The sequence below is a fragment of the Streptomyces sp. NPDC021562 genome (genome assembly GCF_040640875.1).
Taxonomy (GTDB): Bacteria; Actinomycetota; Actinomycetes; order Streptomycetales; family Streptomycetaceae; genus Streptomyces.
In genome coordinates this window covers 230,943-244,303 of record NZ_JBFACN010000008.1, presented here as the reverse complement: position 1 = coordinate 244,303, position 13,361 = coordinate 230,943, and the positions used below count along the sequence as shown (strand labels likewise).

The window sequence follows — 13,361 nt, the reverse complement described above, 5'->3', positions numbered from 1 at the left end:
CCACCACACCAGCCATCACCAGCACACGCACAGCGGACGCGGGCGGCACCCCCATCCAGCGCACCGGGTCCCGAGGCACCCGGGACCGGCGCGGGCCGGGAGGATCCGGTGACAGCGCCGACGTCCGTGACGACCGCTCTCCCCGGAGCACTGCGGGCACAGCCTCCGGCAGGGATGACAGGGCCCCGTCCGCCGGCCGCCGGCGGCCGGACCGGCATGGTCCGCCAGCTCGTGCTGGCCCTGATCTGCGCGGCATACGCCGTCGGTGCCGCGTTCGACTGGGGCTCGAACCAGCTCGCCCTGTTCATGGGCGACTTCGGCCTGACCGCGGCCGCCGGCACCGCCGCCGTGTCCTGCTTCGTCTACGCCCGCTCCCCGCGGGTCCGCTTTCGATCCGCCTGGCTGCTGTTCTCCCTGTCCTCGGCCATGGCGGCCCTGGGCAACGCGGTCTGGGGATGGTACGAGGTCGTGCTCCAGCGGCCGGTGCCCAGTCCCAGCTACGCCGACCTGTTCTTCCTGTGCTTCGCGCCGCCCGCCATCGTGGGCCTGCTGGTGCTGGCCAAGCGGCCCGTGACCAAGGCCGGCTGGATCTGCCTGGGCCTGGACGCCTGGCTGATCGGCGGCTCGCTGCTCACCCTGTCCTGGAGCCTCGCGCTCGCCCAGGCCGCCCGGTTCGACGGGCCCAGCGTCGCGCACACCGCGCTCTCGCTGGCGTACCCGCTGCTGGACATCGCCCTGGTCAGCATGGTGCTCGCGCTGCACTTCCGGCGTTCGCCCGGCAACCGCACCGCGGTGAACACCGCGATCGGCGCGCTCGCCCTGACCGTGATGTGCGACGCCCTGTTCACCTCACCGCTGCTGCACAGCAGTTACCGCTCGGGTCAGCTGCTGGACGCGGGCTGGTTCGCCGGGTCGCTGCTGCTGGCGTACGCCCCCTGGGCCGCACCCCGGCCCCAGGGAACCCGGGAGCCCGAAGGGCACACGCGCGTCGTCCACGAGCACGTGCCCGGCGGGCGGACCCCGGCGCCCAGGCAGCCGTCCGCGCCCGCCCCGGGCGGGGATCACACCAGGTACCCGGCGGGCCGCCCGATCAGCGGCTCCCTGGCCGCGCTCACCCCGTACCTGGCCGCCGGCGTGTGCACCCTGGGCATCCTCTACAACGTCCTCGACGGCCGCAGCCCGGACCACGTGGTCCTGATCACCGCCGGCTGCGTGGTCCTCGCGCTCGTCGTGCGCCAGGGCATCATGCTGCTCGACAACATCACCCTCACCCAGGAACTGGCCCAGCAGGAGAACCACTTCCGCTCCCTGGTGCAGGGCTCCAGCGACGTCATCATGATCGCCGCGCCCAACGGCATCCTCCGGTACGTCTCCCCGGCTGCCGCCGGGGTCTACGGACGGCCCGCCGAGGACCTGGTGGGCTCGGAGCTGGCCAGTCTCATCCACCCGGAGGACCTCGGCTGCGTGGTGCACGAGGTGCGCCGCTTCCTCGCCGCCAGGCCCCAGGAGGAACCGACCACCCGGATCGAGTGCCGGTTCCGGTCCGGCGAGGGCGGCTGGCTCAATGTCGAGTCCACCGTCAACCGGCACCACGGCGGCCTCATCTTCAACAGCCGGGACGTCACCGAGAGAGTGCGGCTGCAGGCCCAGCTCCAGCACAACGCCGAGCACGACCCGCTCACCGACCTGCCCAACCGCGCCCTGTTCACCCGGCGTGTCCAGCAGGCGCTGTCCGGCCGCCGCTCCTCGGACCGGGGCCCCGCCCTCAGGAACACGGCGGTGCTCTTCATCGACCTGGACGGGTTCAAGGCCGTCAACGACACGATCGGGCACCAGGCCGGGGACGAACTGCTCGTCCAGGCCGCGCGCAGACTCCAGGACGCGGTCCGCCAGGGCGACACCGCGTCCCGGCTGGGCGGCGACGAGTTCGCGGCGCTGATCGTCGGGGACGGCACCCGTGACCGCAGTGCCCGGGAGCGGCACATCCTGGAGCTCGCCGACCGCCTCAGGGTGACCCTCTCCCAGCCGTACCTGATTGACGGCAACGATGTCCGTGTCAACGCGTCCATCGGCGTCGCCTTCGCCGAACCGGGCCTCGGGGCGGGCGAGTTGCTGCGCAACGCCGACCTGGCGATGTACCGCGCCAAGTCGGCCGGGAAGGGCCGCGTCGAGCTGTACAAGCCACAGATGCAGCAGGACGTCGTCCGCAAGGCGGAACTGGCCACCCGGCTGCGGGCCGCGCTGCACGACGGTGAGTTCGCGCTGCTGCACCAGCCCGTGGTGTGCCTGGAGAACGGCCGGATCGAATCGGTCTCCGCCCAAGCGCGCTGGCGCTCCTCGCAGGGGGTGCTGTTCACGCCCGCCGAGTTCCTCAGGGTGGCCGAGGACAGCGACAAGACCGCCGAACTGGACCGGTGGATCTTCCAGCAGGCGGTCGAACAGGCCGCCGAGCGGGCCGCGGGCGGGCTGTTGGTACCGGTCGCCGTGCGCCTGAGCGCCCGGCGGCTGCTCGACCGGTCCTCGGCGCTCGGCTCCGTCGAGGCCCTGCTCACCCGGCACGGGCTGCCCTCCGGGTCGCTGGTCCTGGAACTGTCCGACACCGACCCCAGGATCCCGCTGGACGAGCTGGAGCGTCGGCTGACCGCGCTCAGCAGGCACGGCGTCCGGATCGCGCTGGACGGCTTCGGCAGCGGCTACGCGGCGATCACGGCGCTCCGGAAGCTCCCCGTCGACGTACTCAAACTCGACCGCGGTCTGGTCGAGGGGATCGTCGAGTCGCCCCGGCTGTACAAGATCACCAGCGGGCTGCTGCGGATCGCCTGCGACCTGGGCCTCCAGTCCGTCGCCGAGGGCGTGGACCTGCCCGAACAGGTCACCGCGCTGCGCGCGATGGGCTGCACCCACGGCATGGGGATGGCCTTCTCCGGCCCGGTGGACGAGTACCGGCTGCGCCGGGCGCTCGGCTCCGGCCACTACCCGGTCCCGCACGCACCGGCCGAGCCGGCCTTCGCAGGGGGCGGCGCGGGGGTGTACACCAGTGGTGTGCCCGCGGTGCTCGGAGGCGGAAGTGCCCTTCGCTCACATAATGAGACTCCCGTCCCACCCACTTGACACGTGGTGCGCGTCAGAGGGAGGGTCAGTCCCATGCGCACCCGAATTCTCGTACTTGGACAGCGCGTCGGCTGAACTGGGACCCACCGGAGAAGGCTCCGGAAACCCAGCGACCACACCGGCGCGCTCCCCTCGCTTGCCTTTTGGCACGAGGGGTTTTTTGTTGCACCAGCACCACTCGTACAGCATGCGTACGGCAGCAGAATCCCGTACGAACCTCGCAAAAACCCTCAGCATCGAGAAGAGAATGCCGATGACCGAGCAGAGCGCCGCGGCCCACCATCCGCAGCCGCGGCCCCGTTCCGGAGGACAGCAGTCCGCCCCCGTCGAGCACGTCACGGGTGCGAAGTCCCTCATCCGCTCCCTCGAGGAGGTCGGCGCTGACACGGTATTCGGCATCCCGGGCGGCGCGATCCTGCCCGCCTACGACCCGCTGATGGACTCCACCCGGGTGCGCCACGTCCTGTGCCGGCACGAGCAGGGCGCCGGTCACGCCGCCACCGGCTACGCGCAGGCCACCGGCAAGGTCGGCGTCTGCATGGCGACCAGCGGCCCGGGTGCCACCAACCTGGTGACGCCGATCGCGGACGCGCACATGGACTCGGTGCCGCTCGTGGCGATCACCGGGCAGGTCGCGTCCTCCTCGATCGGCACGGACGCCTTCCAGGAGGCGGACATCGTCGGCATCACCATGCCGATCACCAAGCACAACTTCCTGGTCACCAAGGCCGAGGACATCCCGCGGACCATCGCCCAGGCGTTCCACATCGCCTCGACCGGCCGTCCCGGCCCGGTCCTGGTCGACATCGCCAAGGACGCCCTCCAGGCGAAGACGACCTTCTCCTGGCCGCCGGTCATGGACCTGCCCGGCTACCGCCCGGTGACCAAGCCGCACGCCAAGCAGATCCGCGAGGCCGCCAAGCTGATCACCTCCGCGAAGCGGCCCGTCCTCTACGTCGGCGGCGGCGTCATCAAGGCGCGCGCCACCGCCGAGCTGAAGGTCCTCGCCGAACTCACCGGAGCGCCCGTCACCACCACCCTGATGGCGCTCGGCGCGTTCCCCGACAGCCACCCGCTGCACGTGGGAATGCCGGGCATGCACGGTGCGGTCACCGCCGTCACCGCGCTGCAGAAGGCCGACCTGATCGTCGCCCTCGGAGCCCGCTTCGACGACCGTGTCACCGGCAAGCTGGACAGCTTCGCCCCGTACGCGAAGATCGTCCATGCCGACATCGACCCCGCGGAGATCGGCAAGAACCGCGCCGCCGACGTGCCGATCGTCGGCGACGCCCGCGAGGTCATCGCCGACCTGATCCAGGCCGTGCAGAAGGAGCACAGCGAGGGCCACCAGGGCGACTACAGCGCCTGGTGGAAGGACCTCTCCCGGTGGCGCGACACCTACCCGCTCGGCTACGACCAGCCGGACAACGGCTCGCTCTCCCCGCAGCAGGTCATCGAGCGGATCGGGCAGCTCGCCCCGGAGGGCACGATCTTCGCGGCGGGCGTCGGCCAGCACCAGATGTGGGCCGCGCACTTCATCCAGTACGAGAAGCCCGCCACCTGGCTGAACTCCGGCGGCGCCGGAACCATGGGCTACGCGGTCCCGGCCGCCATGGGCGCCAAGGCCGGCGCGCCCGGCAACACCGTCTGGGCGGTCGACGGCGACGGCTGCTTCCAGATGACCAACCAGGAGCTCACCACCTGCGCCCTGAACAACATCCCGATCAAGGTCGCCATCATCAACAACGGCGCCCTCGGGATGGTCCGCCAGTGGCAGACCCTCTTCTACAACCAGCGGTACTCCAACACGGTGCTGCACTCCGGTCCTGACGACGTCAACCCGGACGCGCGCGGCACCCGCGTCCCCGACTTCGTCAAGCTGTCGGAGGCCATGGGCTGCCACGCCATCCGCTGCGAGTCCCCGGACGACCTCGACAAGGTCATCGAAGAGGCGAACTCCATCAACGACCGCCCCGTCGTCGTCGACTTCATCGTCCACGAGGACGCGATGGTGTGGCCGATGGTCGCCGCCGGCACCTCCAACGACGAGATCCTGGCCGCCCGGGACGTCCGCCCCGACTTCGGCGACAACGAAGACGACTGAGCGAGAGAGACGCAGAAAACATGTCCAAGCACACGCTCTCCGTCCTGGTGGAGAACAAGCCGGGCATCCTGGCCCGGATCGCGGCCCTCTTCTCCCGCCGCGGCTTCAACATCGACTCGCTCGCCGTCGGGGTCACCGAGCACGCCGACATCTCCCGCATCACGATCGTGGTGAGCGTCGAGGCCCTGCCGCTCGAACAGGTCACCAAGCAGCTCAACAAGCTCGTCGAGGTGCTGAAGATCGTCGAACTGGAGCCGGGTTCGGCCGTTCAGCGGGAACTCGTTCTGGTGAAGGTGCGCGCCGACAACGAGACGCGCTCCCAGATCGTGGAGATCGTCCAGCTGTTCCGTGCCAAGACCGTCGACGTCTCCCCGGAGGCCGTCACCATCGAGGCCACCGGCAGCAGCGAGAAGCTGACCGCCATGCTCAAGATGCTGGAGCCGTTCGGCATCAAGGAACTGGTCCAGTCCGGGACCATCGCGATCGGCCGTGGCGCCCGGTCGATCACGGACCGCTCGCTGCGCGCCCTCGACCGTTCCGCGTAAGGCTTGCACCAGGCTTGACACGGGCGGCCGACGGCCGTCGGCCGCCCGTATGCCGAGACCCCGAGACTTCCCTTCCCCCCGCCGTCATACGGTGGGACGCAACATCTGCACACCAAGGAGAGAACCCAAAGTGGCCGAGCTGTTCTACGACGCTGACGCCGACCTGTCCATCATCCAGGGCCGCAAGGTCGCGGTCATCGGCTACGGCAGCCAGGGCCACGCCCACGCGCTGTCGCTGCGCGACTCCGGTGTCGACGTCCGTGTCGGTCTGCACGAGGGCTCCCGGTCCAAGGCCAAGGCCGAGGAGCAGGGCCTGCGCGTGGTGACCCCGTCCGAGGCCGCCGCCGAGGCCGACGTCATCATGATCCTGGTGCCGGACCCGATCCAGGCCAAGGTCTACGAGGAGTCGATCGCCCCCAACCTGAACGACGGCGACGCCCTGTTCTTCGGTCACGGCCTGAACATCCGCTTCGGCTTCATCAAGCCCCCGGCCGGCGTCGACGTCTGCATGGTCGCCCCGAAGGGCCCGGGCCACCTGGTGCGCCGCCAGTACGAGGAGGGCCGCGGCGTCCCCTGCATCGTGGCCGTCGAGCAGGACGCCACGGGCAACGGCTTCGCGCTGGCCCTGTCGTACGCGAAGGGCATCGGCGGCACCCGCGCCGGCGTCATCAAGACGACCTTCACCGAGGAGACCGAGACCGACCTCTTCGGCGAGCAGGCCGTTCTCTGCGGTGGCACCTCCGCCCTGGTGAAGGCCGGTTTCGAGACCCTGGTCGAGGCCGGCTACCAGCCGGAGATCGCCTACTTCGAGTGCCTGCACGAGCTGAAGCTCATCGTCGACCTGATGTACGAGGGCGGCCTGGAGAAGATGCGCTGGTCGGTCTCCGAGACCGCCGAGTGGGGCGACTACGTCACCGGCCCGCGGATCATCACCGACGCCACCAAGGCCGAGATGAAGAAGGTCCTCGCGGAGATCCAGGACGGCACCTTCGCCAACAACTGGATGGAGGAGTACCACGGCGGTCTGAAGAAGTACAACGAGTACAAGACCGCGGACTCCGAGCACCTGCTGGAGACCACCGGCAAGCAGCTGCGCAAGCTGATGAGCTGGGTGAACGAGGAGGCGTGAGCCTCAGCGACGGGGCCGGAGCACACTGCTCCGGCCCCGTTGTCCACCCCGTCGAATCTCGGACGGGTGATCCTTCCGCAGAGGCGTAGGACGACCAACGCCACGCCACTACACTGCCGTACTACATACGCGTCAGGCCCACAGCGTCGTGCGTCTCCGCGGCTAGCCAACCTCCACCGCCTGCGGCCGTCGGGACGGCCGTCCGCATTGGACCTGTGAGGACTCACGTGAGCTCGAAACCTGTCGTACTCATCGCTGAAGAGCTGTCGCCCGCCACTGTCGACGCGCTGGGCCCGGACTTCGAGATCCGGCACGCCAACGGAGCAGACCGAGCCGAACTGCTCCCCGCCATCGCCGACGTGGACGCGATCCTGATCCGCTCCGCCACCAAGGTCGACGCCGAGGCCATCGCCGCGGCGAAGAAGCTCAAGGTCGTCGCGCGAGCCGGCGTCGGCCTGGACAACGTGGACGTCTCCGCCGCCACCAAGGCCGGCGTGATGGTCGTGAACGCCCCGACCTCCAACATCGTGACCGCCGCCGAGCTGGCCTGCGGTCTGCTGATCTCCACCGCGCGCCACATCCCGCAGGCGAACTCCGCGCTGAAGAACGGCGAGTGGAAGCGCAGCAAGTACACCGGCGTCGAGCTCGCCGAGAAGACCCTCGGCGTGGTCGGCCTCGGCCGGATCGGCGCCTTGGTCGCGCAGCGGATGTCCGCGTTCGGCATGAAGGTCGTCGCCTACGACCCCTACATCCAGCCCGCCCGCGCCGCCCAGATGGGCGTCAAGGTGCTCTCCCTCGACGAGCTGCTGGAGGTCGCCGACTTCATCACCGTGCACCTCCCGAAGACCCCCGAGACGGTCGGCCTGATCGGCGACGAGGCGCTGCGCAAGGTCAAGCCGTCCGTGCGCATCGTCAACGCCGCCCGCGGTGGCATCGTCGACGAGGAGGCGCTGTACGCGGCGCTCAAGGAGGGCCGGGTCGCCGGCGCCGGCCTCGACGTGTACGCGAAGGAGCCGTGCACCGACTCCCCGCTCTTCGAGCTGGACCAGGTCGTCTGCACCCCGCACCTCGGCGCCTCCACCGACGAGGCCCAGGAGAAGGCCGGTATCGCGGTCGCCAAGTCCGTCCGCCTCGCGCTCGCCGGCGAACTGGTCCCGGACGCGGTGAACGTCCAGGGCGGTGTCATCGCCGAGGACGTCAAGCCGGGCCTGCCCCTCGCCGAGCGCCTCGGCCGCATCTTCACCGCGCTCGCGGGCGAGGTCGCGGTCCGCCTCGACGTCGAGGTCTACGGCGAGCTGACCCAGCACGACGTGAAGGTGCTGGAGCTGTCCGCGCTCAAGGGTGTCTTCGAGGACGTCGTCGACGAGACCGTCTCCTACGTCAACGCGCCGCTGTTCGCCCAGGAGCGGGGCGTCGAGGTCCGCCTCACCACCAGCTCCGAGGCCAGCGACCACCGCAACGTGGTGACCGTGCGCGGCACCCTCTCCGACGGCGAGGAGGTGTCGGTGTCCGGCACGCTGGCCGGCCCCAAGCACATCCAGAAGATCGTCGCGGTCGGCGACTACGACGTCGACCTCGCCGTCGCCGACCACCTGCTGGTCCTGCGCTACGAGGACCGGCCGGGCGTCGTCGGCACCGTCGGCCGCATCCTCGGCGAGGCGGGCATCAACATCGCCGGCATGCAGGTGGCCCGCGCGGCGGTGGGCGGCGAGGCGCTGGCCGTCCTCACCGTGGACGACACGGTCGCCCCGGCCGTGCTGGCCGAGGTCGAGACGGAGATCGGCGCCACGTCGGCCCGCTCCGTCAACCTGGTCTGACGGCACCTCCGCGAACGCCGGGTGGGCCGACGGCAGTCGGCCCACCCGGCGTTCGCGTGTCCGCCTAGCCGTCGGTGTCGCGCAGCTTCACCCCCGCTCCGACCGCGGCCGCCACCAGCAGCACCGCCCCCGCGATCGCCGCCCCCTGCATCCCGCTGGTGAACGCCTCCCGCGCGGTGGCCAGCAGGGACTCACCGGCCCGGCCGGGCAGCCCCGCCGCCGTGGCGAGCGCGCCGCTCAGCGTCTCGCGGGCGTCCGACGGAGCCGTGGCCGGCATCTCGTGGCGGTAGACGGCGGTGCCTATCGACCCGAGCACGGCCATGCCGAGCGCCCCGCCGAACTCCGCGCTGGTCTCCAGCAGGGCGGAGGCCGTGCCCGCCCGTTCCACCGGCGCCCCGCCCATCGCGAGGTCGGTCAGCTGGGACATGATCGCCACCATCCCGCAGGCGAGCACCCCGGCCCCGGTCAGCACCAGCCACAGCGAGTCGGTGCCGAGGAGGGCGAGCAGGACGAACCCGGCCGCCATCGCCGCGAAGCCGCCCGCGACGACGTACCCGCGGTCCACGCCCCGCTGCACCAGTTGTGCGGTGAGCGGACCGGCGACCCCGATGAACACCGAGGGCACCAGGCTCCACAGCGCGGCCGCGAGCGGGCTCATCCCGAGGACCGACTGCAGGTACTGCGTGGTGAAGATCGCCGAGCCCATCATGGCGAGTGAGGCGACGAGGTTCAGGACCAGCGCCGGGGTGAAGCCGCGGCCCCTGAGCAGCGCGGGCGGGATCAGCGGGGAGCCGGTGGTGCGCTGGCGGTGGACGAAGAGGGCCGCGAAGAGCAGGCCGGCGAGGACCGAGACGACGTACAGCGGGTGCCAGCCCTCGGAGGGGATCTCCTTGACGCCGTAGATCACGGGGAGCACGGCGGCCATCGAGAGCGGGACGCTCAGCCAGTCGAAGCGGCCGGGGGAGGGGTTCCTCGACTCCGGGAGCATGACCGGGCCGAGGAGCAGGAGCAGGGCCATCGCCGGGAGGTTGACCAGGAACACCGACCCCCACCAGAAGTGCTCCACTAGGATGCCGCTCATCACCGAGCCGAGCGCGATCCCGCCCGTCATCACCCCGGACCACAGGCCGATCGCCTTCGCGCGCTGGCCGGGGTCGGTGAACATGGTGCGCAGCAGCGCCATCGTCGACGGCATCAGGGTCGCGCCGCCGACGCCGAGGACCGCGCGGGCGGCGATCAGGGTGCCGGCGCTGTCGGCGTAGGCCGCGAGCAGCGAGGCGCCGCCGAAGGCCGCGGCGCCGAAGAGCAGCAGGCGCCGACGGCCGATGCGGTCGCCCAGCGCGCCCATCGTCATCAGCAGGCCGGCCAGGACGAAGCCGTAGATGTCCAGGATCCACAGCTGCTGGGTGCCGCTCGGCCTGAGGTCGGCGCCGATCGCCGGGAGGGCGAAGTAGAGGACCGAGACGTCCATCGAGACCAGCAGCAGCGGCAGCATCAGCACGCCGAGCGCGGTCCATTCGCGGCGCCCCGCACGTGCGGGGGCGGTCGTGCTCATCGGGTTCGTCATACCAGCGAATGTACGGGTGTATTAAACGCTTGTCTAGAACGATTGTATAAGTCATGCGTCTAGGACGTCCGTATGGATCCGGGGGTAGGCTGGTCCGCATGGGACACCGTGAGGATCTGCTGGACGGCGCCAAGCGCTGCCTGCTGGAGAAGGGGTTCGCGCGGACGACGGCGCGCGACATCGTCAGGGAGTCGGGGACCAACCTCGCCTCGATCGGCTACCACTACGGCTCCAAGGACGCGCTGCTCGCCCAGGCCTACATCGCGCTGGTGGAGGAGATGTCCTTCGAGGGCGACGACACCGGACTCACCAGCGCGCCCGGCTCGCTGGAACGGTTCCGCGAGGTCTGGTCGAACATCGTCGCCACCATGCGGGAACCCGGCACGATGTGGCGGCTCAGCGTGGAGGTCGTGGCGATGGGCGACCAGCTGCCGGAGGTGCGCGACCAGCTGGCGCGCGCCCAGCGCGAGGGCGGCCGGGGGCTGACCTCGCTGCTGATGGGCGTGCCGGAGGACGAGGTCTCCGACGAGACCGCCGACACCCTGGGCCGCTTCTACATGACCCTGATGTCCGGCCTGATCTCCCAGTGGACCTTCGACCCGAAGACCGCACCCGACGGCGACACCCTCACCGAGGGCCTGCGCCAGATCATCGAGGCCGCCGGCCGGACCTGACCACCGGCCCCCGAGCCCCGGCCAGGTCTGCTACAACCGTGCCCCCTTCAGGGCCATGTGCAGCAGCAGCCGGTCCTCGCCGTCGTCCAGGTCGAGGCCGGTGAGCTGTTCGACGCGGGACAGGCGGTAGTAGAGGGTCTGCCGGTGGATGCCGAGGGCCGCGGCCGTGCGGCCCGCCTGGCCCGCGCAGTCCAGGTAGACCTCGGCGGTCCTGGCCAGTTCGCGGTGGGCCGCGGTGAGCAGCGGGGCCACGACCGGGTCGCGGGACGCCTCCGACGGCAGCGCGGTCAGCAGCCGGTAGGGGCCGATGCGCGCCCACTGCGCCACCGGCCCGAACCGGGGTTCCGCCAGCGCGGCGCGGGCGGCCGCAGCGGCCTCCTGCCAGACCACGCCCAGCTCGGCCAGCCCGGTCCTGGCCTCGCCCACCCCCGCGACCGACGCCACCGCCCGGCCCGCAGCGAACCCCGCCGCCACGGCCGCCGCCGTCCGGGCCCCGGCCCCGCGGGCCGCCGCCGAACCGGCCTCCCGGGCCTCCTCGGCCTCCCTGAGCAGCCGGGTCGCCGCCGCCAGGGCGGGTGCGGCCACCTGGGTGCTGCGCAGCCGGACCAGTACCGCCAGGCTGTGCGCCGTCGCTCCCCACGGCAGCGTGCACAGCGCGGTCGCGTGCGGGACCGTGCGCGGGGACGGGGCGTCGTCCGGGTCGGCGGACGGCCAGGGGGCGACACAGACCAGCGTGTGCGGGCCGTCGCCGCGCGTCCCCAGGGCCGTACGCAGCTCGGCCACCGCCATGTCCTGCTGCCAGCCGCGCTCCGCGACCAGCACCGCCCGCAGCTCCCGGCTCAGCCCCGCCCCGGCCTGCGCCTCGTCCGCGAGCAGCGCGCCGATCCGCCCGGCCACCCCCATGGCCGCGGCCAGCTGGGCGTCCGTCGGGCCGGGATCGCCGTCCAGCAGCCAGACGTAGCCGAGCACGACACCCCGATGGCGTACCGGCAGGCAGATCCTGCCCCGGTACACCCCCGCCTCCGGGGTCGGCGGGATCCGGACCGGGCCGGTCGCCCGGGTGATGCCGAAGCCCTCGAACCAGGCGCGGACCGCCGCCGTGGAGCGCCGGGTCAGGATCGAACGGGTGCGGACCGGGTCCAGCGCGGACGGGTCCAGGTCGCCCTCGCTGTCGTAGGCCCCGAAGGCGATCAGCTCGAAGTCGCGGTTCTCCAGGGTCGCGGGGGCGCCCAGCAGCTCCGAGATCTCGTCGACCAGCTCCTGGTAGTCACCCCTGAATTCCGACGTCACCCGGGCATTCTCCCGCAATCCGAGGCGGCCTTCATACATCTGTCTGAGATCTCCGGCAGGGATGCGTGACAGCTGTCGATGGCCGACGATCAGAGAGATCCCTACCTTTCACGGTGGTTCCCCTTGCCGTGTCCACATCGTCGGATCGCGGCTTTTCCGGCATGTGTTGTGGAGGTGCCCCGTGCTGGGTCCCGTGATTCTCGCCGCGTCGCGCAGCGACCGGATGCGTCGCCTGATCTCGGCGGCCCCGGTGACGAAGCAGGTCGTCGACCGCTTCATCCCCGGTGAGACGGTCGGTGACATCGTCCCGGTCATCGAAGAGCTCACGGGCCGCGGCCTGGAGCTGACGATGGACGTCGTCGGCGAGGACATCACCAGCCCCGAGCAGGCCGCCGCCGCCCGGGACGCGTACCTGGCGCTCGTCGAGCACCTGCGCACGCTGGGTCTGGGCGAGCGCGTCGAGATGTCGGTCAAGCTGTCCATGTTCGGCCAGGCGCTGCCCGGCGGCCACGAGCTGGCCCTCGCGAACGTCCGGCCCGTCGTCGAGGCGGCCGCCGCCATCGGTACGACCGTCACCCTCGACGCCGAGGACCACACCACCCTCGACTCGATGTTCGCCATCCACGAGGAGCTGCGGAAGGACTTCCCGGGGACCGGCTGCGTCATCCAGGCCTACCTCTTCCGCACCGAGGCCGACGCCCGCCGCCTCGCCGCCGCGGGCAGCCGGGTCCGCCTGGTCAAGGGTGCCTACAAGGAGCCCGCGGAGGTCGCTCACCAGCAGAAGAGCGAGATCGACAAGGCGTACGTGCGGGTCCTGCGCACCCTGATGGAGGGCGAGGGGTACCCGATGGTCGGCTCCCACGACCCGCGCCTGATCTCCATAGCCCAGGAACTCGCCCGGCGCGCCGGACGCAAGCTGGACGAGTACGAGTTCCAGATGCTGTACGGCATCCGCAGCGACGAACACCTCCGGCTCGCCGCCGAAGGCCACCGGATGCGCGTCTACACCGCCTACGGCACCGACTGGTACGGCTACTTCATGCGCAGGCTGGCGGAGAAGCCGGCGAACCTGCGGTTCTTCCTGCGGAGCATGATCACTCATGACTGATGCGACCGACCTGTGC

Annotated in this window: 9 protein-coding genes; 7 read left to right on the top strand and 2 right to left on the bottom strand. The window is 71.1% G+C overall.

Annotated features, from left to right (window positions below; genetic code table 11):
• Positions 1 to 108 precede the first annotated feature (108 nt).
• The 5 genes from AB0G52_RS15175 (at position 109) to serA (ending at position 8,706) form a co-directional block, all read left to right on the top strand.
• Complete coding sequence (locus AB0G52_RS15175; RefSeq protein ID WP_361336738.1) at positions 109 to 3,111, top strand: EAL domain-containing protein; 3,003 nt, start codon at positions 109 to 111, stop codon at positions 3,109 to 3,111.
• Positions 3,112 to 3,364: 253 nt separating this feature from the next.
• The gene (locus AB0G52_RS15170; RefSeq protein WP_361336736.1) at positions 3,365 to 5,215 is read left to right on the top strand and encodes an acetolactate synthase large subunit; all 1,851 of its coding nucleotides are present in this window, start codon (positions 3,365 to 3,367) and stop codon (positions 5,213 to 5,215) included.
• 20 nt (positions 5,216 to 5,235) lie between these two features.
• Positions 5,236 to 5,760 carry an acetolactate synthase small subunit gene (gene ilvN, locus AB0G52_RS15165; RefSeq protein WP_046726929.1) on the top strand — a complete coding sequence of 175 codons (525 nt, stop codon included), beginning with the start codon at positions 5,236 to 5,238 and terminating at the stop codon, positions 5,758 to 5,760.
• A 130-nt stretch (positions 5,761 to 5,890) separates the two neighbouring features.
• A complete protein-coding gene (gene ilvC / locus AB0G52_RS15160; RefSeq protein WP_132889742.1) occupies positions 5,891 to 6,889 on the top strand; it encodes a ketol-acid reductoisomerase in 999 nt (332 codons plus the stop codon).
• Positions 6,890 to 7,116: 227 nt separating this feature from the next.
• Positions 7,117 to 8,706 (top strand): phosphoglycerate dehydrogenase, encoded by a 1,590-nt coding sequence (gene serA / locus AB0G52_RS15155; protein ID WP_132889743.1) that lies wholly within the window; start codon positions 7,117 to 7,119, stop codon positions 8,704 to 8,706.
• 64 nt (positions 8,707 to 8,770) lie between these two features.
• On the opposite strand, the gene AB0G52_RS15150 is transcribed toward serA, so the two are convergent.
• On the bottom strand, positions 8,771 to 10,273 hold the full coding sequence (locus AB0G52_RS15150) for an MFS transporter (RefSeq protein ID WP_361336734.1): 1,503 nt from the start codon (positions 10,271 to 10,273) through the stop codon (positions 8,771 to 8,773).
• Between the two features lie 98 nt (positions 10,274 to 10,371).
• Between AB0G52_RS15150 and AB0G52_RS15145 the strand changes: the two genes are divergently transcribed.
• Positions 10,372 to 10,947: a TetR/AcrR family transcriptional regulator gene (locus AB0G52_RS15145; protein ID WP_132889745.1), complete on the top strand. Its 576-nt coding sequence runs from the start codon at positions 10,372 to 10,374 to the stop codon at positions 10,945 to 10,947.
• A gap of 30 nt (positions 10,948 to 10,977) precedes the next feature.
• Here the strand turns inward: AB0G52_RS15145 and AB0G52_RS15140 are convergent, their stop codons facing one another.
• A complete protein-coding gene (locus AB0G52_RS15140; protein ID WP_207921761.1) occupies positions 10,978 to 12,276 on the bottom strand; it encodes a helix-turn-helix domain-containing protein in 1,299 nt (432 codons plus the stop codon).
• A gap of 142 nt (positions 12,277 to 12,418) precedes the next feature.
• Here AB0G52_RS15140 and AB0G52_RS15135 point away from each other — a divergent pair, with 142 nt between their 5' ends.
• Positions 12,419 to 13,345: a proline dehydrogenase family protein gene (locus AB0G52_RS15135; protein ID WP_361336731.1), complete on the top strand. Its 927-nt coding sequence runs from the start codon at positions 12,419 to 12,421 to the stop codon at positions 13,343 to 13,345.
• Positions 13,346 to 13,361: the final 16 nt, after the last annotated feature.